A 22,842-nucleotide genomic window follows, 5' to 3' on the forward strand; every position below is an offset into this window, starting at 1 on the left:
TCAAACACTATGTACGGAAAAATCAAAGAACATTTAGCAAACGAACTTCAAGCCATACAGGAAGCAGGCCTTTTCAAAAAGGAACGCATTATTACTTCGCCCCAAGATGCGGTGATCAAAATTTCAACCGGGCAGGAAGTCATTAATTTTTGTGCCAACAACTATTTGGGCCTTTCCTCCCATCCAGATGTTATCCAAGCGGCCAAAGATACCTTGGACACACATGGTTTTGGAATGTCTTCCGTACGCTTCATATGTGGCACCCAGGATATCCATAAGGAGCTGGAGCAGAAAATCGCAGATTTCTACGGAACCGAGGATACCATATTGTATGCTGCCGCATTTGATGCCAATGGTGGTGTTTTTGAGCCCCTATTAACTGCTGAAGACGCCATAATTTCTGACTCCTTGAACCATGCGTCGATTATTGACGGGGTTCGCCTTTGCAAGGCAAAAAGATATCGCTATGCAAACAATGATATGGCAGATTTGGAAAAGCAGCTCAAACAAAGTAAGGAAGATGGTGCCCGTTTTACGATTATCGTTACTGATGGTGTTTTCTCAATGGATGGCCTTTTGGCTCCCCTTGACAAAATTTGCGATCTGGCCGATAAATATGATGCTCTAGTAATGATCGATGAATGTCATTCTGCCGGATTTATAGGTGAAACAGGAAGGGGAACCTTGCAAGAAAAGGGTGTTATGGACAGAATAGACATCATCACAGGCACCTTAGGTAAGGCTCTTGGCGGTGCGATGGGTGGCTATACCACTGGTAAAAAAGAAATCATTGAAATGCTGCGCCAACGATCTCGCCCTTATTTATTCTCCAATTCCCTGGCGCCAGCCATTGTTGGAGCTTCCATTAAGGTGTTTGAAATGTTGGATTCGGATACTTCGCTGCGTGATAAACTCCAGGAAAACACGGAATACTTCAAAAAAGGGATCAAAGATGCCGGATTTGATATAATTGATGGTGATTCCGCAATTGTACCGGTAATGTTGTACGACGCCAAGCTTTCACAGCAAATGGCCGACCAATTATTGGAAGAGGGCATCTATGTCATCGGATTCTTCTATCCAGTGGTACCAAAGGGAAAAGCGCGAATTAGGGTACAATTGTCCGCTGCGCATGAAAGACATCACTTGGACAAGGCCATAAATGCATTCATTAAGGTCGGGAAAGCCCTGAAAATCGTTGAAATGCACTAAATATCCCACGTAATGCACCAAAAAAAAAGAAAATTTGATTTTGTTAATAAGTCTTAACAACTTACATTTGCTGCTGATAAACACTTAAACTTAAAATTTTGAGCATGAAACATCTTAGCAAATTATTAGTTGTTGCCCTTGTTGTTTTGGGGGTTAACAATCTACAAGCGCAAGACGAGAATAATCCATGGCAAGTTAGTTTCGGGGTAAACGCAATCGACTTTTATCCTACCAACGATCCTGACAACATTGCCTCAAGTACTACTTTGTTTGATGAGTACTTCAATGTTTCTGACCACTGGAACATCTTACCTTCCGTTTCTTATGTAGCTGTTTCCAAGTACATCGGTGATGGTTTCTCTGTTGGAGCGAGAGGTTCTTTGAACAGAATAGAAAACAATGGAGATTTGTCTGTTGACGATCTTTCTCACTACGCTGTAGATGGTACTGTAAAGTACAACTTCCTTAAAAACACTACCATTGATCCTTTTGCTGAGATAGGTGGTGGTTATACTTGGGTTGATGAAATCGGTGCAGGTACCGTTAACGGTGGTATCGGTGTAAACGTTTGGTTTTCTGAAAACATCGGTCTTACATTACAAACTCAGTATAAGCACGCTTTCGAAGACTTTTTAGCACAACACTTCCAGCACATGGCTGGTATCAGCATCAAATTTGGTGGAACTGATACTGACGGTGATGGTATCTACGATAAAGATGACGCTTGTCCAGAAGTTGCTGGATTGGAAGCTTTCAATGGTTGTCCTGATGCTGACGGTGATGGTATCGAAGACAGTAAAGATAGCTGCCCTAACGAAGCTGGTTCTAAAGAATTGAACGGTTGTCCTGATGCTGATGGCGATGGTATAGCTGATAAAGATGATGCTTGTCCTAGCGAAGCTGGTCTTGCTGCATTGAACGGTTGTCCTGATGCTGACGGTGACGGTGTTGCTGACAAAGATGATCAGTGTCCAAACGAAGCTGGTCCTGCTGAGAACAACGGATGCCCATGGCCAGATAGCGATGGTGACAGCGTTCTTGACAAAGACGATCAGTGTCCTCAAGTAGCTGGTACGGTTGCTAACAACGGATGCCCAGAAGTAACTGAGGAAGTTCAGAAGCAGTTGAACGACTACGCTAGAACTATCTTGTTCGATACTGGTAAATCTTCTATCAAAGCTGAGTCTACTTCAGTAATGGTTGATATCATCCAAATCTTGAATGAGTATCCTAACGCTAAGTTTACTGTTGAAGGTCACACTGACAGTGTAGGTAGCGCTAAATTGAACCAGTCACTTTCTGAGAAGAGAGCTAACTCTGTTAGAGATTTCTTGATTGACAAAGGAATCAATGCTGGTAGATTGACTGCTATCGGATACGGTGAAGATAAGCCAATCGCCACCAACAACACGAGAGCTGGTAGAACGCAAAACAGAAGAGTTGAAATCAACTTGATAAAATAATAAGAAAACAAACGTTTTCTTTTCAAAAAAGGCTCCGCAAATGCGGAGCCTTTTTTATTTTTAATGCATGCACCAAAGCTTTCTTGAATATGTTCTGGACGATTTACAACAAAAGGGTGTTTCCATTGAAAAATGTACTTACATCCTTCCAAGCAAACGTTCTGGGACTTTTCTGAAAAAACACATCTCGGCAAGACTTTCCAAAAACGTCTTTGCTCCCCAAATTTTATCGATTGAGGACTTTATATCCACCATTGCTGGAATATCTGCTACTTCTTCCATTGATCTATTGCTTACACTATTTCAAGCCTATAAAAAGGCTGAAATCAAAAATCACGATGATTTTAATGCCTTTCTAAAATGGGGGCAAGTCCTGATCCAGGATTTCAATGAAATAGATCGCTACCTGATCCCAGCGCATGATATACTGAACTACCTTTCGGCAATAAAAGACTTGAGCCATTGGTCGTTAAAACAGGAAAAGACCGAATTGGTCCAAAACTATCTTCAGCTATGGAATCAATTGGAATTTCTCTACAATTCTTTTACCTCATCCCTTTTACAACAAAACAAGGGATATCAAGGCCTTGTTTACAAAACTGCTGTAGAGTGCTTGGAAAGCTATTCTGAAGGCCTGGAAACGGACCATATCATTTTTATCGGTTTCAATGCGCTCAACACTGCTGAATCAAAAATCATCCAATACTTTTTGGAACGGCCCGAAAATCAAATTTATTGGGATATCGACACCCATTTCCTCAATGACAAAATACATGATGCAGGATTATTTATGAGGGGCTATCAAAAGGAATGGTCCTACTACGACGATAAGCAACTTCTTGGTATTCACAACAATTTTCTTGCGCCAAAAACCATTTCAATTACCGGCGTGCCCAAAAGTGTTTCCCAAGCCAAGTATGCAGGTAAATTGCTTGATGAACTAAACGGTGCAGGAAAAAACAAAATACAGCATACAGCTCTGGTACTTGCTGATGAAGCTTTATTAAACCCCATTCTGACGGCTATTCCCTCCCATATCGAAGATGCCAATATTACCATGGGGCTTCCATTGAACAAAACAGTGCTTTACTCATTCTTCGCGTCCTTTCTTGAGCTCAATATCGCCCAATCCGAAAAAGGATGGTTCTATATCGATGTATTGGAATTTCTTTCCAATCCCTACTCCAATAGCCTTGCACAATTTGAAGAGTTCGCCTTTTTACAAAACCTGATTGCCGACATAAAGAAGAACAACTGGATATATCTAAATAGGGCCACTCTCCTAAAATATGGAACTCAACAACATGCACTGAATACTTTGTTCCCGGAACAAGCCCCCTCTCCTTCCGAATGGATCAACAATTGTTCCCATCTTATACAACAATTGAGGTCCCATTTTCAAACTTCAGGGAATACATTAGAACTAGAATATCTATATCGTTTCCATGAACTGTTCAATCAACTGGACACCCATCTTACGGATATTGATTTTATTACCGATTTAAAATCATTAAAGAGCTTCTTCAAGCAATTGGCAGCCTCTGAAACCTTGGACTTTATAGGCGAACCCTTATCCGGACTTCAAATAATGGGAATGCTGGAGAGTAGAAACCTCGATTTTGAAACCGTCATACTTACTTCGGTAAACGAGGGTATTCTTCCATCAGGAAAATCGAATAATTCCTTTATCCCTTTTGACGTAAAGCGGGAATATGGGCTTCCAACCTACAAAGAAAAAGATGCCATATACACATACCATTTTTATCGCTTAATCCAGAGGGCCAAACACGTGCATATTATTTACAATACCGAACCTGATGTGCTAGAGGGTGGCGAAAAAAGTAGATTGATTTCCCAATTGTTGACCGACGAAGCAATCGCCAAATACGTATCACATAATATTGCCTCTCCAGAGGTCAAAATTTCGGCCAACCCTCTAACCGAAATAACAAAGACCCCATTGCTTCAACAAGAAATCAGAACCTTGGCGCAAAAGGGCTTTTCACCTACCTCATTGACCAATTACATCAGAAATCCCATTGACTTCTATAAAAGAAGTGTCCTTAAAATCAATGATACTGATGAAGTGGAGGAGAATATAGCTGCAAACACCTTTGGAACCATCATTCACGATAGCTTGGAGCAACTGTACAGTCCTTTTTTAGGTCAATTCTTAAGTGTTGAGAATCTGTCCAAAGCAGCTGAAATGATTCCAAATGTGGTACAACAGCACTTTAAAAAGCTTTTACCTGGTGCCAACCTTAAAAAGGGCAAATTCCTTTTGGTTTTCAATGTAATCGTTAAATACCTAAAGAACTTTATCGAACTTGAAAAAGCTGCGTTATCAAGGCATCAAATCCGTATTCTTGAACTCGAAAAAAAACATGAAGTGGAATTGCGTTTTGGAGGCCTGGATTTCCCTGTCAAACTTCGAGGAACCATAGACCGTGTGGATGAGATTGATGGAATAATCAGAATTGTAGACTATAAAACGGGAAGAGTAGACCCTAAAAATGTCAAGGTCTTAGACTGGGATGACCTAATCACCGACTATGATAAAAGCAAAGCCTTCCAATTACTTTGCTATGCATTACTTTATACAAAGGAGAATCCCATCGAAAATCTTCAAGCAGGTATTTATTCTTTTAAAAATCTTGGACAAGGGTTTTTACCCTTTGTTTCATCTGGCACTTCAATAACTACCGAGACCATAACAACTTTCAAAGTATATCTGGAAAAACTCATTCTGGAAATCTGTAACCCAGAGGTTCCGTTGCTAGAAAAGGAAGTTTGAATTATTTTAAGTCAGGTCGCGTAGGTCGCACTTCAATTTTGCTGGGTAATGTACGCGGGTGCATCTGTAATAAATCCACCACAAGCTTTCCTAAGTCCTCTGATTGAATTTTCCAAGCGTCCTTTTCCGATGGCTCGTTCCCATTAAAATAAGTTGCAACAGAACCCGGCATTATGGTGGTAACCTTGATGTTGTATTTTCTCAAATCCAACATAGCTGCTTGGGTAAATCCGACCACTCCAAATTTTGTGGCATTATATCCTGCACCTTGCGCAAAAAAATTGGTCCCGGCCAAACTGGCCAAGGTCATATAATATCCTTCTGAAATCTTTAATGCTTCCACAGAAGCCTTTAGCGTATGAAAAACCCCATTCAAATTGGTGTTAATCATCTGATGCCATTGACCCTCCTCCATTTCATCAATCGGAGCAAAATGGCCCACTCCTGCGTTGGCGAGCACCATATCCAAGTGACCCCATCTGTCCAATATCTGTTGCACGGCTTTTTCCTCATCCGCTAGTTTGGAAACATCGGAGCAAACTCCCATAACATCCCCAGAACTATCGAGCATTTTGATTGCTTTTTCTACGCCATCGCTGCTACGTCCACTTATGGCCACTTTTATTCCCTGGTCCAACAAACACTTGGCAACACCAAGTCCAATTCCCTTAGTTCCTCCCGTTATGTACGCTACTTTTCCTTTTAGTTCCATATGTATTGCTTTGTGTCCCACCAAAATTCGGGAAATCCTGGCTATATAAATCAAAAAACCACCCAAAATTTGGATGGTTTTAGTGGAGAATACCGGAGTCGAACCGGTGACCTCTTGCCTGCCAGTTTCCGAATTAGCTTAACCAAAAAAGTCATAAATCATTTTAATTACCTTATTTTCAGAATGTTGTGTCTTTTTTCATAAAAATTGATATCAGCTGATATCAATTGATTTCAAAAAAAAGTGTGCACAAACTGTGCATTTTTATTGCTAACTTGAAGTAAATAAAGTTGCAAAAATGGCTAAAGTTAGGCTCATTTTAGATACTCGAAAATCATCAAAAAGTGCTAATTCGAATTTGTTTCCAATTGCGCTACGAGTTTATCATATTAAACCAAGATTGATTCGGTTGCCATACCAAACATCAAAAGCTGGTTGGAATAATAATAATCAAGTTTTGAAAAAATCTGTTGCTGCGAATAAGTCATTAGAATGTAATAAAATCAATCAAATACTTTACAATAAACTTCATGATGCCAAAAGTCTTATCAATGAATTGGGTAATGGTATTCAATTTATGGATGTAGACGTTTTAGTAAATGAAATTAAGAAAAGATGGCAGGATAAAATTAGCCCAAAACTTAAAAGTAAAATGTCTAATGGTTTAATGTTATCTGAATGGGGAAAGGTTATTATAGAGCGCAAAAGAAAAACAAACAAACCTGGTTCGGCCGATTGGTATCATTATGCAATAAAAGATTTTATTAGGTTCAATAATCATAGAGATTTTCCCTTAGACCAACTTAGTGTAAGTATTTTAAAAGATTTTGAAATATATAAAGAAAGTAAAGGACTAAAGCCAAACGGCATCAACTCTCACATAAGAGCCTTACGTGCACTATTCAACGCTGCTCTTTACGAGGATAAAATAGATGTAGTTAAAAATCCTTTTAAACGATATAAAATACCTTCGTCAAACCCCACAAAGAAAAGAGCAATACCAAAAGAAACTTTTTTAAGAATCAGAAATGTAGAATATCCAGAGGGTTCTGCATTGTGGCACACAAAAAACTATGCCTTGATAATGTTTAACTGTAGAGGAATGAATCTGATTGATTTGGTCAAGTTGAAAAAGTCCAATATTAATCAAGATAGATTATTTTATGGCCGCAGTAAAACAGGTGATCCTTTGTCCGTTAAGTTGACTGCGGAATTGAACCAAATTCTAAGTTATTATTTGAAGTATGACTATAATGATGGCTACTTGTTTCCGGCAAATTATGATGGCAGTACAGCAAAGTATGAAAAGTATAAAACTATTAGAAGAAGGGTTAATCAACGATTAAAACAAATTGCTCGCGACGCAGGTATAAAAGAACATTTTACTACATATTCAATACGCCATTCTTGGGCGACCATAGCAAAACATATGGGTATATCAACCGCTATAATTAGTGAAGGGCTTGGACATAGCTCATTAAAGACTACTGAAATTTATTTGAAGCGTTTTGATAATAATACACTTGATGAGGCTAACGAATTGATAGTCGCATAGAAATTCAGGCATCCCAAATCCTTACCTCTTAACTTTGCGCATGGATTCTGTTTCAATTTTATAGCGTTCTGATAGATAAGCGTGAAGTAAAATTGGAATAGGTGCGCACAACCTGCTTTTTTGAATCAAAAAGTCTGTTCGATAGTATACAAAATTTGGGATACGGAGTAGACCAATTTTGTATAGCGAGAGGGTAGCGCGCTAAAGCGGCGCTACATTATCCAATTTCTGGCCAAAAGGCCAGTAGAATCAGTCCTTTTTGTCATTTCATCTTCCTGAAGAAATCATTCTTTTTTATTGTAAAAACTCTGGAATCCCTTGAAAACATTGAAAAAGTTTACAGTAAAAACCTAAAAAAATAAACAAAGTAATGGTGTTTTTAGGTCAGCCCAAATGGATAGGCCAGCCACTGTTTTCTATAGGTCTTTTTTTTGGAAATTGTGTCAAATCCTCTTGAAAGTCCTATAAACAGTAGAAAAAGTTGACCCATTTTTGCTTTGAAACAGAACTTTAGCCTCGCTCAGTAGTATTAGTTTTTGTAAGGCTTTGGGACACTTGCAGCGTGAAACTTCGTTTCACTCGCCATTTCATTTTTGCCGCTTATGTAATTCCCTGAAGGAAGGGTTTCTTTTGCGACCTCCGGGAGAAAAAGCAAGATTGTCATGACAATGACACATCTTGAATTCCGATTCAAAATGAAATATTAAGCGAAAATTTAAAGGGTAGGGCTTTTTAAAAATAATAGGCTTATCCTGAGTGAGCTGTTCAAGTCGTAAGCGAAGTAAACATGCTAATGTAAAGATACTGACCTTTAATATTATAATGGTTAATTAAACAGAGGGTATTCTACAATTATTTTTTCTTGTCTAGCGTGTTCTTTCCAACATTATAGGCATAAGTTGCGCAAGGTACATACTGCAATGTTACACCTTGAAACTCTTTTTGGGTTTTCATATCTATGGTAGTTACTAACGCCGATGACAGTTTATTGGACTTACAGAAATCAATTAGACTTTTTAATTCATTTGGTTTTTCTACATATCTATTGCTCCATTTAATTTCTAATGCCCAAATTGGTTGCAGCGTACCTTCATCTATTCCTATCATATCCACCTCCCCTTTTCCCCAATGCGCATAATACGGATTGAACCAATCACGGTGCATCCATTGTGAATAAATGGCAGTTTCTACAAGGTCTCCCATTCGTTTTTCATCCGTAATTGCCAATGGAGTGAATAAGGCAGCATATAGGGAAGGGTTTGAGAGATACATTTTAAACTTCACCTCTCTTTTAAATCGTTTTCCACTCTGGTCTACCCTACTAATTTTTTTTACTAAGAAAGCTGACTCCAAATATTCAATATAAGTTTTTATAAGATGTTTTTTTACCCCTGAAGTTCTACTCAATTCTTCATACTCAAACTCATGTGCGGTATTAAAGCAAATGGTCGTAAACAATCTGTTTAATTCTTGCACATCTTTTATGCCGTACAAACTTGGTAAATCACGTAGTAAAACCTTATCAACAATATCCTGTTTTATATAGCGTCCAGGGTTCTTCTGCATTTGGGGCGAGAAGATTATTTCAGGATAGCCGCCAAAATTGATATACTTTACAAAATGCTCATTAAGCAATTGGGGGTTTACGGTGTCGAAAAAATGTTTTTCCTTCCCTTTCCACAGTAAATTACTTTCAACCATTAAGTGCTGTAGATCGTTAATGTGTATGTATTCGTAAAATGTAAGAGGTGGCAGTAAAAAGTCGGTAAAACGCCCTGCTCCACTCTCATTGCTTTTAAACTTTAACGCTGCGGCCGCGCTGCCTGATACTATAAATTTTGTACCTCTATAACTGTCTACCAATGTTTTTAAATGAATTTCCCAATCTTTTAGATATTGTATCTCGTCGAAAAAAACAAAACAGTCTTTAGGGTTTTGGTTGCCAATTGCTTCTAAAGCATATTTAAAAAGTTCTTCTAAAGCAATATTCGTATAAATTGGATTTTCAACCGTAATAAAAATAATCTTTTGCTTAGGCACACCTTTGTCTATTAGCTCTTGAATAGTATGATGTAACATTACGGTTTTACCTACCCTTCTTGGTCCCATAAGCACAACGGCTCTGTTTATAGAAAGGTCAAAGACCATAGGTTTGAAAATATCAAAGTACAGTCGTCGCTGCATGGCATTGTAATCTTCCTCAATACCGCTGTTACGCCACCAGTAGTTTTCAAACTGTATACGTTCTAAAACCTGCGATTTAGATATTTTTTCAACCATTTATTATTTTATTTGACACAAATATAGTTAAATAAAGTAAATTATTTTTACTATTTTACAAGAAATTACTATTCTAAGAAAAATTTATGAAGTTTTTTTGCTTAAATTAATTGAAAAAAAACTAGAGCTCTATCTAATAAATCGTTAATCTAATTTTTTCTTATAAAACTGATATATGGTATAGACTTGATACCCACTTATTCCTATCATACCTAAAATCAAGTTTGCATCTTCCTCCCACTTAAAGTCCCCTAAGAAGAGTAAGCAAAACATTAACATTAGTATGAAAAAATTGTCTCGTTTGTAAAGCCACAAAAATTTTAGTCTAAACAACCACAAGCCTTTAGTTAAACCATGCTTTTTAAATTCCTTAATTGCTCTGGTGGGAAGAATAAAGTCTATTATTCCTAAATTTTCTGGGTACAGAAAGATACAAGGAATGTTATTGTCTTTATAAACCTTTTTCTTTTCTCGATAACGCTCCTTCTCATTTTCTGACACAAACCATTTCCCTAAAAACTCTACATAGATTCCATAATTAGATAGGTAAAAATCTGCTAGTCTATATGCTTTAGGGTCATTTTTCAAACCTATAATAGGTTTTTCACGTTTGGCAGTTATTCCTTCACTTTCAAAATATTCTACTAAAAATAACTCCCCTTCTGAAGGCTCTTTCTTTTTCCCTTTAGAATGTTTAATTATTTTCTGGTGTTCATTATTGCAACTATAGCATCTTTGATAGATGTCTTTTACTTGCTTCCCACAATCAATGCAATCTGCCATAATAATTTACCCTATTTGAAAACATAATCACTTTTTAGCCTTTTTTTCTTTCGGTTTCAAAGTGTTGGAAGGTTTGGAGATAGTTCTACCTAAATCAACATTGATTTTTTTCGTTTTAGAAGATGTCTCTTTTTTAGTCATATTATTTTTTTGGTCTGATAGGTGGTTTGGGAGTTGTACGGCCTTTTTGTCCGTGTTTAGGCGAAGAAGGTCTAGGTTGTGGTTTAGGAGTTTGTCTCGGTGTCGGTTTTGAATTATTATTTTTAGCCATTATACGCATTTATAGTGGTGAATATCAAAATACATAGGATTCCAAAGCCTAAAGCTATAATAGACGATAAATTCAACCTTGAAACAACTATATTTCGATTATCTATGTTATTTACAATATCCTCATATGACAAATCATCATCTATATCTTGAACGGTTTTTGTATTGTTGGCACTGGAGATATAATGCGATAATAAATTAACAAACAAGGTCGTCGCCAAACTAAACCACCCTAGAATTATAACCCATACACAAATTGATTCTTTCAATGGGCTAATATTATCAACGAATGTTAAGGTAAGACCTAACCCCCCAGAAACTATAAAAGTGATATACTTTTCGAAATCATCATCACTCTTCCCCTTCTCTTCTAGAAGTAATAGTCTATATTCTTTCCATTGCTCAATTTCTTTTTTAGATTTAGCCATTGTACTAACTATTCTCAACAATTTTAATTTCCTCTGGCGTTAACCTGTAAAGCTCATACACCATTTGGTTTATTTCCTTCTCTATTTGGTTGATTTGAAATTGTAAGCCTTGTACTTTCTTTTTGTTTTCTTCAAATAGGTCTAACCACTCAAACTCATCTTTTTTTGTAAAAGGTGTACCACCCTCTTTTTTTACGGCTTTGTCCAATTCCTTAATAAAATCACCAAACTCATACTCATTCCAGTTTTGAAGTTTTCGAGATAATTTCGATAGTGAAAAATTATGAATGAAGTACCGTTTAAATTTCGAAACCACATTGACAGCATCTGATTTGAAGGACAATAATTCATCAACTTTAGCTTTAGCCTTTAGTTGAGTTTCCATTTCAACAACCTTAATTGGCAGCTTTTTGAATTCTGCAACTCTTATTTTTGGAAATAAATTATCAAATTCATTATTGGAGTAACGAAAATAAAATGACATTAATTTAGAATTTAAAATACTAAGAACATATTCGATAATAAAGTCAGCCTCGCTATCTTCTTCAATTCGTGCAATATATAGGCTTCGGTCAATAATAAACTGTTCTTTAATTAAGGTGCTAACAAGAGTTTTTCCCAATATCTCTCTGAAAATAATTCTTGGACCTTTGAAGTACTTCTCTTGCCGGGGTGCGGCTAGCCAGTCCCCATAACTAATGTAATGTTTCTCATCCCAAGAATAGTTATAAGTCGAAATATGTTTTCCTTTTAATTCTGGGACAAATGAATCATCCTTTTTAAAACTTGAATGGTATGCTCTATTTTTTATTATGTTAGGAGTTTGTCCAGTATACTTGTCATAAGGATTTACTCCTCTTATAACGTCCATTATTTCCCCTACAGAAATTACTTCCGTTCTGACTTTTTGTATTATGGGTAAAATAGCCTCACTTATTTCAACATCGAAAACATAACCTTCGTTATCCAGAAATCTTTTCTGCTTAATTTGATGTTTTAAAAACACTTGTTTTTCTACGAATTCGACTATATCGATTAACTGGTTCGTAGAAATATTCTTGTTCGCAACATAAATTAAGGTATCTACCGAGGCATCTGGAAAAACATTATTTAAGTTGGGAATTATGATTGTAAATTCAAGATGATTCAATACGTATTTTCTACAATCAGACATCCTAAGATTTTTCAGCCATGAATTTGGAACTATAAAACTAATTGCCCCATTTCTCTTTAATATCTCTGTTCCTTTTTCCATAAAAGAAACATATAAATCAATCTGATATTGAGCAGTTTGGTAATTTTTATTTATGTAGGATTTAATTCCGTCATCAAGTGTTCTTGCAACATAAGGCGGATTCCCGATGACTACATCAAAACCGCCTTTCTCAAATACTTTAGAAAACTGTGCTTCCCAATTAAATGCTTTATGACCCGCCACCTTCTTATCATCAATAAGGCTATTTCCGCACTTAATGTTATTGCTTAGGTCGTTTAACTTTCTTCTGGGTTGCGCAGTTCGCAACCAAAGCGAAAGCTTTGCAATCTCAACACTTTCTTCATTAAGGTCAACCCCATAAATATTATTTTCTAAAATGGTGTTTTCTATATCACTGAAAACGATACCCGCTCCTAAGATTTTTGCTTTCAACTCATCAATATAGCGATGTTCTTTAATTAAAAAGTCCAAGGCCTGATTTAAAAAAGCCCCAGAACCACATGCTGGGTCACAAATAGTCAATTGCAACAACCAATCTCTATAATTATCTAAAAGTTTAACTAATTCCAGGATTTTTGTTTTTGGTCTTTTGGCGCGCCCTTTAAAATATTCTTCTTCCTTAAAGCCATATTCAGTTTTCTTTTCATCACAAAGCTTTCCAATCGTATTTTCTACTATGTATTTGGTAATATATTTGGGCGTGTAGAATACACCATCTTTTTTTCGTTTGCTTTTTTGCTTATCAAAATCAGCTTCTTCAATTTCTGCATTAACACTTTCAATCTCATTTAGTGAGTTTTCAAAAATATGTCCAAGAATGTTTACATCTACCTGGCTTTCAAAATCATAACTCGCCAAAGCATTTGTGTGCTTATGCAGTAGCTCATCATCAATCTCCAAATTGTCAAGAATAGTGTCTGATTTAAACAGACCTCCATTATAGGCATAGATTTCTGCTCGTTTTTCGGTGCCAGCTCTACCAGAGTCTAAAAACTTAAAATACTGTTTGAACAATCCATAGAGTGGGCGTTCGTCACCAAAATCCATATCTGCCTTCCACTTATCCAATATCTGAAGGGTGGAGTTTGGGGTAAGCAATCCTCTATCCTCAGCAAAAAAGATGAACAGAAAACGGTCAATCAGCTTTTGAGATTTTTTAAAGAGGGTAAGCTTTACATTTTTTTCAAGACGAACAAGTTCAGTTTCTTCAATTGAACCAATTGAAATTTGATGTAACTCTTCTGAGCGAAGGTTTTTTAGAGTTTTAGCGTTGCGTTTAACCAAATCACGGTACAATTCTCTTTTAAAAAGTGAATAATCTGCATAAAAGCGTTTGGTAATTTTTTCTTCTTCTACCAATGAAGATTCTTTAATGGTCAAGGGCAAGCCATTAAAAATATGATCTTTTTGAAGGCAGAGGTAAAACAAACTAAAACGCTCTAACGAAAGTTCAAAAAGGTTGAACTCTTGAAACTCGGTGGCATCATTAATATAAAAGCGAAGTTTTTCAAAATTAGAAGTAACTACATAAACACATCCTTTTTGGTTGGCTTTATAATCGAAAGCCTGCTTGCGAATACTTTCTAGGTCCTTAGTTTTTGTGCCTTTCAACTCCACGACTCCAATGGCACTACCTTCTTTTAAAATAGCCCCGTCTGCTTTTCGGTTGTTCTTTTCGTTCTTGAACTCAGTGGTTAAATTATAATCAGGGCTTGGATTAATAGTATATCCCAATACTTTTACAAAAAGCTCCGTTAAAAAGGTAGCTTGAAACTGCTCTTCTTTTGAGTTTCTAATATTTTCTTGTATTGTGCCGTTCAAAAAATAGGCTTGGTATTTTTTATAGGCCTTTTCAATCGTTTTTTGATCAAGTTGTTTTAGGTAATTTTTTAATACAGAGGTCTGGAATAAGGCCATTAAGCGTCATCAATTTTTTACAACCTAAAAATAGGGAATATCCTTACTAAAGTTTGATAAAGCCAAACAAATAGAAGTAATAAACCTGTTTAAATGTTAAATTTTATTGATGAGAGATAAATTTTTAAAAAGTGTGCACAAACTGTGCATTGCGAAAAAAGAAAAAGCCCTCACATCTGTGAAGGCCTATGTTTATTAGTGGAGAATACCGGAGTCGAACCGGTGACCTCTTGCCTGCCAGGCAAGCGCTCTAGCCAGCTGAGCTAATCCCCCAAAATAGAGCGTCGCAAAGGAAAGACATTTTCTCAAAGTTTCAAAATGTAACTTTTTAACTTCCTTACTATTTTTTAACGCTCAATACCAAAACAGGTATCGGAACAAAAAATTCAGATTTTGGAATGGTGTTTTTCTCCCAGAGCTTCTTGAAAAAACCACGTTTTCTCCGGAAAACGCAGAGTAAATCGGGATGTTGCTTTTGAAAATGCTCCAACACACCTAGATAGGTAGTCCCTTGCTCGGTAATGATAAGTTGCTCGCTGATATCCAAAAGTGCCGTGTTCACCTGTAAATCCTCTTCAGAATAACCTGGTCTTTTTACCAGCAACAGGTTTATTTTGGCCCTAAACTTATCCCTTATAGCCGCCAAAGGATTCAACACCCTATTTCTTTTAAGAATTCCGGAACCAAAAGCGGTCAAAATACTTTTTATAGGTTTGAAGGAAGTCCCTTTGGGCACGATCAAGGTAGGAATATTGGTCTGCTTCACAATTCTTCCCGTGGTATTGCCCAAATACAGCTCCTCTTGAATGTCGTTACTTCTAGGAGCAATAATAATCAAATCTATTCCCAGCTCATTGTTTATGTCATTCAACCCATCAATAATATCTCCATTGTATGTGGCTATTTTTAGTTCCACATTATTGGTGTTTACCTCATCAATAACTTCTTTGATATGCTCCTTGCTGCTTTTGGCCACCTTCTCGGTTACATTGGCCAAACTGCCAGCGGTAGAAGTCACGGAAAATACATCCATCACAAAAACCTTTGCTCCAAAATTGGATGCAAAATCAATAGCATATTGAAGTGTCTCCTTAGCATTGGGCGACGTGCCGATGGGTACCAGTATATTATTCATTGTTTGGCGGTTATGATTATAGCTTAAATTTACAATTTAATTGAAATCAATCCATGATTAGACCCGCAAAGATATCCGAAATCGATGATATCCTTTCCATAACCCGTTCTTGTGCCCGCAAAATGGTACAAAACGGCGTATATCAGTGGAACGAACATTACCCTACCAAAAATGCCTTTCTAAATGATCTGGAACGAGAGGAACTTTATGTAAAACTGCACGAAGGTCGAGTTATCGGCGCCATTGTCATATCAACACTTATGGATGATGAATATGTCCCGATTAAATGGCTTACCCCAAATGGAAATAGCACCTATATTCACCGTGTTTGTATCGATCCTGACCATCAAGGTTTGGGATTTGCCCAAGAATTGATGGACTATGCCGAATCATACTCCAAAAAAAATGGCTTTGTATCCGTTCGTCTGGATACCTTTTCCCAAAACAAACGAAATCAAAGATTCTATGAGCAAAGGGGCTATGAAAGATTGGGAGACATTTTCTTCCCAAAACAAAGTGTCCATCCTTTTCATTGTTATGAACTAGTGCTGTAACTTGCACCGACTTTGAGGACACAGGTCAACTTTAAAACCATAAACCAACTTGCGGTCCCTGCTACCATTTCGGGTATTGCAGAGCCCATTCTATCCATTACCGATACGGCAATTGTGGGCAACATTCCGGTAGACGGGCTTGAATCATTGGCAGCAGCTGGAATCGTCGGTTTTTTTCTCTCAGCTTTAATATGGATATTGGGTCAGACCCGGAGTTCCATATCTGCCATTATTTCGCAATATCTCGGTGCGGGAAAATTGGAAGAGGTCAAAAACCTTCCTGCACAGGCTATTTTTTTCAATATTCTATTAAGCATCATCATTCTTGTTTCGACAATTTTTTTCATTGAAGAAATTTTTAGTCTGTTTGAGGCTTCAGGAAAAATATTGAAATACTGCATATCTTATTATTCTATTCGTGTATGGGGATTCCCCTTAACGCTCTTCACATTTGCAGTTTTCGGCATCTTCAGGGGGCTTCAGAACACTTTTTACCCTATGATAATTGCACTCGTTGGTGCTGGGCTAAACATAATCTTGGATTTCATCCTTGTTTATGGCATCGATGGATTGGTTCCTGCCATGTATTTGGAAGGAGCCGCCTGGGCCAGTCTAATTTCCCAATTCATTATGGCTCTCCTTGCCTTCTTCTTTTTAAAAAGAAAAACCAATATCAGTTTAAAGCTGAAGTTCCCTTTAAACAAGGAATTAGGACGATTGGTTGTTATGAGCTTGAATCTTTTTGTTAGGACATTGGCATTGAACACAGTTATAGTGATAGCTGCCAGAGAAGCTACAGTGCTAGGTGATCAATTTATAGCAGCTCATACCATTGCCATAAACCTATGGTTATTTGCGGCATTTTTTATTGATGGATACGGGGCTGCGGGAAATAGTATGGGTGGAAAATTATTAGGAACGCAGGATTACAAAGGCCTTTGGAAATTGGCCAAGAAAATCATCACCTACGGAATGATCATTAGCGTTGTTTTAATGTTGTTCGGATTTATCTTTTACAAGGCCATAGGCGATATTTTTTCGAATGAAGCCGTTGTTCTGAATACCTTTTATGGAATCTTCTTCATTGTTATCCTTGGACTTCCCATGAATACCTTGGCATTTGTTTTCGACGGACTTTTCAAGGGTTTGGGTGAGATGAAATATTTAAGAAATGTACTCCTTTCGGCCACTTTTTTGGGCTTTATTCCAACCTTGTATCTAGGAAAATATCTGGGATGGGGGTTCTATGCCATTTGGATTGCATTTGTCGTCTGGATGATGATTCGAGGGTTGGCTTTGGTATGGAAATTCAGAAGAAAGTTCAAACCCTTGGTGCAAAACAGTTAATTTAGTGCTCGTTAATGTGGAAATCAGAAATCAGACACCTGTTCACTGTTCACTGTTTACTGTTTACTGTTCACTGACAACTGACAACTGACAACTGACAACCAATAATTAAAACCAATGCCTACGGACAGAACCAACGGAAGCCTATATACGAAGATTGAAAATCGAATCGCAGTAGTTGAGTTTGGACATCCGGCCAGCAATTCGTTTGTTTCCGAACTATTGGCACGTTTGACCAAGGAACTTGATAAGCTCTCTGCCGACGAGAACGTTTCCTTGATTGTACTCAAGTCTGAAGGAGAACGGGCTTTTTGTGCAGGTGCTTCTTTTGATGAACTCGTTGCAATCTCAAATCTGGAAGAAGGAAAGGCCTTTTTCAGTGGTTTTGCCAATGTAATAAACGCCATGCGAAGCTGTAGCAAACCCATTATTGGACGCGTCCAAGGGAAAGCTGTTGGCGGGGGAGTAGGATTGGCGTCCGCCTGTGATTATGTATATGCCACTGAAGCTGCATCCATTAAACTATCTGAAATTTCCATCGGAATTGCACCTCTAGTAATTGCGCCAGTAGTGGAACGAAAAATAGGAAAAGCTGGGTTGGCAGAACTCTCTTTGAATCCGACAGAATGGAAAAATGCCTATTGGGCCAAAGAAAAAGGATTATTCTCCAAGGTATTTGATTCTATTGCAAAAATGGATAAAGAGCTGGAATTCCACACACAAAAATTGGCATCCTTTAACCCTGAAGCCCTGGCTGAAATGAAAAGAGTGCTTTGGGAAGGAACGGAACATTGGGAATCTTTATTAGTAGAACGCGCTGAAGCTTCTGGCAGACTTGCACTATCTCCGAACACCAAAAACGCCCTCGAAAAATTTAAGAAGTAATTATTTTATGGATATACTTTCGTTTTTAAACAGTGATATCGTTTTTCCATTAGTGGCCTTTTTGGTCATTGTAGTTTATATTGTTACCAGAATCCGGAACCGTAGAAGGTTTAAAAGATAGTACAGTGGCAATTTCTAACATTCAACTTCCAAAGGACAAAAAAGTCTATTTTGCCAGCGACAATCATTTGGGTGCCCCAACATCCAAAGAAAGTCTGCCAAGGGAAAAGAAGTTTGTGGCTTGGTTGGATTCCATAAAGGATGATGCAGCTGCCGTTTTTTTGATGGGAGATCTTTTTGATTTTTGGTTTGAATACAAAACTGTAGTACCCAAAGGATTTACCAGAACACTGGGTAAGCTTGCGGAACTATCTGACATGGGTATCCAGATTACCTATTTTGTGGGCAACCATGATCTTTGGATGAATGGTTATTTTGAAGAAGAGTTGAACATTCCTGTTTACCACAACCCCCAACATTTCAGTATTAACAACACTTCCTTTTTTGTTGGGCACGGTGATGGACTTGGGCCAGGTGATAAAGGTTTTAAACGAATGAAAAAGGTTTTTACCAATCCTTTGGCAAAATGGCTGTTTAAATGGCTACATCCGGATTTAGGAGTGCGATTGGGGCAGCACCTTTCCGTAAACAATAAGATTATCTCTGGGGATGCCGACGCATCTTTTTTAGGAGAGGACAAGGAATGGTTGATTCTCTACGCCAAACGAAAATTGGAGACCCAACATTTTGACCATTTTATTTTTGGGCATCGTCATCTTCCTATGGAAATTAAACTCAATCCAACATCCACCTATACCAATTTAGGGGATTGGATTTCCTATTTTACCTATGCCGTTTTTGATGGGGAGCGTTTGTCCCTCGAGGAGTTTAAGTAAATCCCGGGTATGCGCTTAAAACCTCTTATTCGAATTTTGTTTATAGCGGCATTTCTAATTTTTGTACTCAACAAATTTTATCTGAGACCATGGGTGCTAAATATGGAATCCTCCTCTATTGCTGAGGTGTTGGTTTATTCAATTCCAAATCTGTGTGAGGCTATTATGGGAACCATTGTCACCACAGCCCTGCTATTTATGCTAAATGATCGTTTAAAATTGAAGCTTCAAGAAGTTTACGTTTATGCAATCTCAATCTCCTTTGCTGCGATCTATGTCATCTCCCAAGAGTTGAAATATCATAATATCGGGGGAAACAATGTCTACGATTTCAATGACCTTCTCGCTTCAATTATTGGACTGCTGTTAATGGCAGTTGTGCTATTCACTTTTGGGTTTTGGGAAAGTTCAATTGAACAAAGTGGAGACTAGGTTTCCCCGTGCTCTTCAACATCTTTTTGAAGGTCCAATCGTCTAAATTTGGGAGACACCAATGCGGTTGTTCCAACCGTCAGCAAGGTCATACATCCTCCAAAAACAACGGCGGGCACCGTCCCCAGAAGTTTGGCTGCCAATCCACTTTCGAAAGCGCCAAGTTCGTTGGAAGACCCCACAAAAATAGAATTCACAGATGCTACCCTTCCTCGCATATTATCTGGTGTCTTCAATTGTAAAATAGTCTGGCGTATGATCATGGAGACACCATCCACCGCTCCACTTAAAAACAGTGCCGCCACCGAAACCCAAAATATTTTGGAAATACCAAAGACCAAAATACAGACTCCAAAAGCGAATACGGCCCATAACAGTTTTTTTCCTGCCTTCTTGTGCAGGGGAAATCTTGTGGACCCAAGCATAGTAATGGATGCTCCCACAGCCGGTGCGGCCCGTAAAATTCCAAATCCTTCAGAACCTACATGCAAAATGTCTTGGGCATAGATCGGCAATAATGCAACTGCTCCACCAAACAACACGGCAATCATATCCAAGGTCAACGCACCAAGGATGGCATTGTTTCCAAAAACAAACTTCAATCCATCTTTAAGGCTTTTTAAAATGGGTTCACCGATGTTAGGGTTCATAATAGGCTTTCTGGAAATTTTCAAAAGGAAGAGCAAGGCCATCAGCGAAAAGGCCAAAATAACGCACATGGACCAATGCACTCCAATCCAACTGATCAAAAACCCGGCAAACGCGGGACCCACAACTGATGCCAATTGCCAAGTTGAACTGCTCCAAGTTGCAGCATTCGGATAAATTTTCTTTGGAACAATCAAAGCAATCAACGAAAAAACTGTTGGTCCGATAAAAGCCCTCACCAGGCCACCCAAAAAAACCAGAAAATAAATGGAGTACAATATGGTTTTTTGGCTGACAGTAGCTTCCAAATCTGGGTCACTGATCAAAAATAATCCGAGACTGATAACCGAAAACCCTAAAATACATCTGATCAGTAGATTTCGCTTTTCTTTTTGATCCACCACGTGGCCAGCGAACAGGGCCATTCCCACTGCAGGAATGATTTCCATCAACCCAATTATTCCCAACGACAAAGGGTCTTTTGTCATGGAATATACCTGCCATTCAATCACAATGAACTGCATGGACCATGCAAAAACCATGGCAAAGCGAACCACCAAAAAAATATTGAATTCCTTATACCGAAGTGCAGCGTATGGATCCATAGATGCTTAGCGAATATCTCGCAGTTTTAGCTGAAGGCTAACTTGCCCGTTCCATTCATTTTCATCCAAGGAAAAGACGGCATCAAAAGAATTCTTGCCCTTTACCCTATCCAATTTTGGTCCCAGGTTAAATCCTATGGCCCCAATTGGCTGGGTGCGGTTTTGGGTAATCGAAAGTTTCAAATGCTTTTCATCTTCACCCACACCTTTGCCATATCCTGTGTCTTTTAATTTTTCCGCCATGAAAATGGGCGTCATATTACCGGGGCCAAAAGGAGCAAATTGTTTTAGGATTCGCATCAACTTTGGATTGATTTGGTTCAAATCGATTTTTGTGTCGATGGATATCTCAGGTTCCAGCAGTCTGGGTTCTATGGATTCGGAGACCACCTTTTCAAATTGCTTTTTGAAGTTTTCATATTGCTCCTCCAAAAGGGTCAATCCTGCTGCGTACTTATGTCCGCCAAATTGTTCCAAGCAATCAGCACATTTTTCAAGAGCGTTATATACATCATATCCTTTGACAGATCTAGCAGAAGCTGCCAGTTTATCCCCGCTCTTTGTAAATACCAGCGTAGGACGATAGTAAGTCTCTGTTAGTCTTGATGCCACGATGCCGATTACCCCTTTATGCCAATCTTTGTCGTAAACAACAGAGGTAAATTTTTCTTCCTCTCCATTTTCTCGAATTTGTTGTAATGCTGCCTCAGTGATTTCCTTGTCCAAATTCTTTCTATCAGCATTGAACTGCTCAATTTCGGCAGCAAACTTCTGGGCCACAGTCATATCCATTTCTTTCAAAAGATTCACGGCGTACTGGCCATGCTTCATTCTGCCCGCTGCATTGATTCTAGGAGCTATGATAAAAACCACATCGGTAATCGTAAGTTCCTTCTTTTTGATTTGGTCTATGATGGCCTTAAATCCGATTCTAGGGTTGGCGTTGATCACTTTCAATCCATAATGGGCCAAAACCCTATTCTCACCGGTTATTGGAACGATATCCGCCCCAATTGCCGTAGCCACCAAATCCAAATAGAGAATCAAATCGTCTATTGTTCTTCCCTCTCTGGAAGCCAAGGCTTGAATCAATTTGAAGCCCACACCACAACCACAAAGTTCTTTATAGGGATATGTGCAATCTTCCCGTTTTGGGTCCAGAATTGCCTCAGCATCCGGCAGCACGTCCCCAGGTCTATGATGATCACATATGATAAAATCGATACCCTTTTCTTTGGCATAGGTCACCTTATCAACAGCCTTCACTCCACAGTCCAAAGCGATGATCAAGGTGCAATCGTTATCCGAAGCATAATCAATGCCTTGAAAAGATACCCCATAGCCTTCCGTATATCGGTCGGGAATATAGGTTGCTACATTGGGGTAGTTTTCTTGAAGAAATGATGACATCAATGCTACAGCGGTAGTACCATCCACATCATAATCCCCATATACCAAAATGTTTTCGCCGTTAGCTATTGCCAATTCAATGCGTTCAACGGCCTTATCCATGTCCTTCATCAGAAAAGGGTCGTGCAAATCGGACAATTGCGGGCGGAAGAATTGTTTGGCCTCCTCGTATGTTCCTATGCCCCGTTGCAAAAGCAGATTTGCTATCAACCTATCGACATTTAAGTCTTTGGAAAGCCTTTCTATCTCTTGAGTCTCAGGATTTGGTTTTATGGTCCATCTCATAGGTGAAGTGCAAGT

General features: G+C 38.3%; 17 protein-coding genes and 1 tRNA gene. 9 read left to right on the forward strand and 9 right to left on the reverse strand.

The features are described from left to right. Window positions 1-9: 9 nt before the first annotated feature. The 3 genes from kbl (at window position 10) to ACULLH_RS00970 (ending at window position 5,469) form a co-directional block, all read left to right on the forward strand. On the forward strand, window positions 10-1,212 hold the full coding sequence (gene kbl / locus ACULLH_RS00960; RefSeq protein WP_454086851.1) for a glycine C-acetyltransferase: 1,203 nt from the start codon (window positions 10-12) through the stop codon (window positions 1,210-1,212). Between the two features lie 104 nt (window positions 1,213-1,316). Beyond that, window positions 1,317-2,675: an OmpA family protein gene (locus ACULLH_RS00965; RefSeq protein ID WP_454086852.1), complete on the forward strand. Its 1,359-nt coding sequence runs from the start codon at window positions 1,317-1,319 to the stop codon at window positions 2,673-2,675. Window positions 2,676-2,742: 67 nt separating this feature from the next. Beyond that, window positions 2,743-5,469, forward strand: a complete 2,727-nt coding sequence (locus ACULLH_RS00970) for a PD-(D/E)XK nuclease family protein (RefSeq protein ID WP_454086853.1) — start codon at window positions 2,743-2,745, stop codon at window positions 5,467-5,469. Between the two features lies 1 nt (window position 5,470). On the opposite strand, the gene ACULLH_RS00975 is transcribed toward ACULLH_RS00970, so the two are convergent. Next, window positions 5,471-6,181, reverse strand: a complete 711-nt coding sequence (locus ACULLH_RS00975; RefSeq protein ID WP_454086854.1) for an SDR family oxidoreductase — start codon at window positions 6,179-6,181, stop codon at window positions 5,471-5,473. 298 nt (window positions 6,182-6,479) lie between these two features. Between ACULLH_RS00975 and ACULLH_RS00980 the strand changes: the two genes are divergently transcribed. Beyond that, window positions 6,480-7,736: a tyrosine-type recombinase/integrase gene (locus ACULLH_RS00980; RefSeq protein ID WP_454086855.1), complete on the forward strand. Its 1,257-nt coding sequence runs from the start codon at window positions 6,480-6,482 to the stop codon at window positions 7,734-7,736. 852 nt (window positions 7,737-8,588) lie between these two features. On the opposite strand, the gene ACULLH_RS00985 is transcribed toward ACULLH_RS00980, so the two are convergent. From ACULLH_RS00985 to ACULLH_RS01010, 6 genes are all read right to left on the reverse strand, one after another. Further along, window positions 8,589-10,016: an ATP-binding protein gene (locus tag ACULLH_RS00985; protein ID WP_454086856.1), complete on the reverse strand. Its 1,428-nt coding sequence runs from the start codon at window positions 10,014-10,016 to the stop codon at window positions 8,589-8,591. 144 nt (window positions 10,017-10,160) lie between these two features. Beyond that, a complete protein-coding gene (locus ACULLH_RS00990) occupies window positions 10,161-10,799 on the reverse strand; it encodes a hypothetical protein (protein WP_454086857.1) in 639 nt (212 codons plus the stop codon). Window positions 10,800-11,062: 263 nt separating this feature from the next. Beyond that, window positions 11,063-11,497, reverse strand: coding sequence for a hypothetical protein (locus ACULLH_RS00995; protein ID WP_454086858.1), 435 nt, complete (start codon window positions 11,495-11,497; stop codon window positions 11,063-11,065). 4 nt (window positions 11,498-11,501) lie between these two features. Further along, entirely contained in the window at window positions 11,502-14,630 is a 3,129-nt protein-coding gene (locus ACULLH_RS01000; RefSeq protein ID WP_454086859.1) for an Eco57I restriction-modification methylase domain-containing protein, read from the reverse strand. Window positions 14,631-14,829: 199 nt separating this feature from the next. Further along, a tRNA-Ala gene (locus ACULLH_RS01005) sits at window positions 14,830-14,903 on the reverse strand. 67 nt (window positions 14,904-14,970) lie between these two features. Beyond that, window positions 14,971-15,765 carry a universal stress protein gene (locus tag ACULLH_RS01010; protein ID WP_454086860.1) on the reverse strand — a complete coding sequence of 265 codons (795 nt, stop codon included), beginning with the start codon at window positions 15,763-15,765 and terminating at the stop codon, window positions 14,971-14,973. 53 nt (window positions 15,766-15,818) lie between these two features. Between ACULLH_RS01010 and ACULLH_RS01015 the strand changes: the two genes are divergently transcribed. The 5 genes from ACULLH_RS01015 (at window position 15,819) to ACULLH_RS01035 (ending at window position 19,879) form a co-directional block, all read left to right on the forward strand. Continuing rightward, window positions 15,819-16,319, forward strand: a complete 501-nt coding sequence (locus tag ACULLH_RS01015; protein ID WP_454086861.1) for a GNAT family N-acetyltransferase — start codon at window positions 15,819-15,821, stop codon at window positions 16,317-16,319. A gap of 12 nt (window positions 16,320-16,331) precedes the next feature. Next, window positions 16,332-17,666: an MATE family efflux transporter gene (locus ACULLH_RS01020; protein ID WP_454086862.1), complete on the forward strand. Its 1,335-nt coding sequence runs from the start codon at window positions 16,332-16,334 to the stop codon at window positions 17,664-17,666. Between the two features lie 117 nt (window positions 17,667-17,783). Further along, a complete protein-coding gene (locus tag ACULLH_RS01025) occupies window positions 17,784-18,551 on the forward strand; it encodes an enoyl-CoA hydratase/isomerase family protein (protein ID WP_454086863.1) in 768 nt (255 codons plus the stop codon). A gap of 140 nt (window positions 18,552-18,691) precedes the next feature. Next, window positions 18,692-19,447 carry a UDP-2,3-diacylglucosamine diphosphatase gene (locus ACULLH_RS01030; protein ID WP_454087942.1) on the forward strand — a complete coding sequence of 252 codons (756 nt, stop codon included), beginning with the start codon at window positions 18,692-18,694 and terminating at the stop codon, window positions 19,445-19,447. Between the two features lie 102 nt (window positions 19,448-19,549). Then, a complete protein-coding gene (locus ACULLH_RS01035; protein ID WP_454086864.1) occupies window positions 19,550-19,879 on the forward strand; it encodes a hypothetical protein in 330 nt (109 codons plus the stop codon). Here ACULLH_RS01035 and ACULLH_RS01040 read toward each other — a convergent pair. Further along, window positions 19,876-21,132: an MFS transporter gene (locus ACULLH_RS01040; RefSeq protein WP_454086865.1), complete on the reverse strand. Its 1,257-nt coding sequence runs from the start codon at window positions 21,130-21,132 to the stop codon at window positions 19,876-19,878. The genes ACULLH_RS01035 and ACULLH_RS01040 overlap by 4 nt on opposite strands. A 6-nt stretch (window positions 21,133-21,138) precedes the next feature. After that, on the reverse strand, window positions 21,139-22,827 hold the full coding sequence (recJ, locus tag ACULLH_RS01045; RefSeq protein ID WP_454086866.1) for a single-stranded-DNA-specific exonuclease RecJ: 1,689 nt from the start codon (window positions 22,825-22,827) through the stop codon (window positions 21,139-21,141). Window positions 22,828-22,842 lie beyond the last annotated feature (15 nt).

The sequence above is a fragment of the Flagellimonas sp. 2504JD4-2 genome, assembly GCF_053642935.1.

Excerpts from the sequence above, each read along its gene's own strand:
- ACULLH_RS01025 (WP_454086863.1), top strand. The coding sequence starts at position 17,784 with ATGCCTACGGACAGAACCAACGGAAGCCTATATACGAAGATTGAAAAT.
- ACULLH_RS00980 (WP_454086855.1), top strand. The coding sequence starts at position 6,480 with ATGGCTAAAGTTAGGCTCATTTTAGATACTCGAAAATCATCAAAAAGT.
- ACULLH_RS00990 (WP_454086857.1), bottom strand. The coding sequence starts at position 10,799 with ATGGCAGATTGCATTGATTGTGGGAAGCAAGTAAAAGACATCTATCAA.
- recJ (WP_454086866.1), bottom strand. The coding sequence starts at position 22,827 with ATGAGATGGACCATAAAACCAAATCCTGAGACTCAAGAGATAGAAAGG.
- ACULLH_RS00985 (WP_454086856.1), bottom strand. The coding sequence starts at position 10,016 with ATGGTTGAAAAAATATCTAAATCGCAGGTTTTAGAACGTATACAGTTT.
- kbl (WP_454086851.1), top strand. The coding sequence starts at position 10 with ATGTACGGAAAAATCAAAGAACATTTAGCAAACGAACTTCAAGCCATA.
- ACULLH_RS00965 (WP_454086852.1), top strand. The coding sequence starts at position 1,317 with ATGAAACATCTTAGCAAATTATTAGTTGTTGCCCTTGTTGTTTTGGGG.
- ACULLH_RS00975 (WP_454086854.1), bottom strand. The coding sequence starts at position 6,181 with ATGGAACTAAAAGGAAAAGTAGCGTACATAACGGGAGGAACTAAGGGA.
- ACULLH_RS01015 (WP_454086861.1), top strand. The coding sequence starts at position 15,819 with ATGATTAGACCCGCAAAGATATCCGAAATCGATGATATCCTTTCCATA.
- ACULLH_RS00995 (WP_454086858.1), bottom strand. The coding sequence starts at position 11,497 with ATGGCTAAATCTAAAAAAGAAATTGAGCAATGGAAAGAATATAGACTA.
- ACULLH_RS01010 (WP_454086860.1), bottom strand. The coding sequence starts at position 15,765 with ATGAATAATATACTGGTACCCATCGGCACGTCGCCCAATGCTAAGGAG.
- ACULLH_RS00970 (WP_454086853.1), top strand. The coding sequence starts at position 2,743 with ATGCACCAAAGCTTTCTTGAATATGTTCTGGACGATTTACAACAAAAG.
- ACULLH_RS01040 (WP_454086865.1), bottom strand. The coding sequence starts at position 21,132 with ATGGATCCATACGCTGCACTTCGGTATAAGGAATTCAATATTTTTTTG.
- ACULLH_RS01000 (WP_454086859.1), bottom strand. The coding sequence starts at position 14,630 with ATGGCCTTATTCCAGACCTCTGTATTAAAAAATTACCTAAAACAACTT.
- ACULLH_RS01035 (WP_454086864.1), top strand. The coding sequence starts at position 19,550 with ATGGAATCCTCCTCTATTGCTGAGGTGTTGGTTTATTCAATTCCAAAT.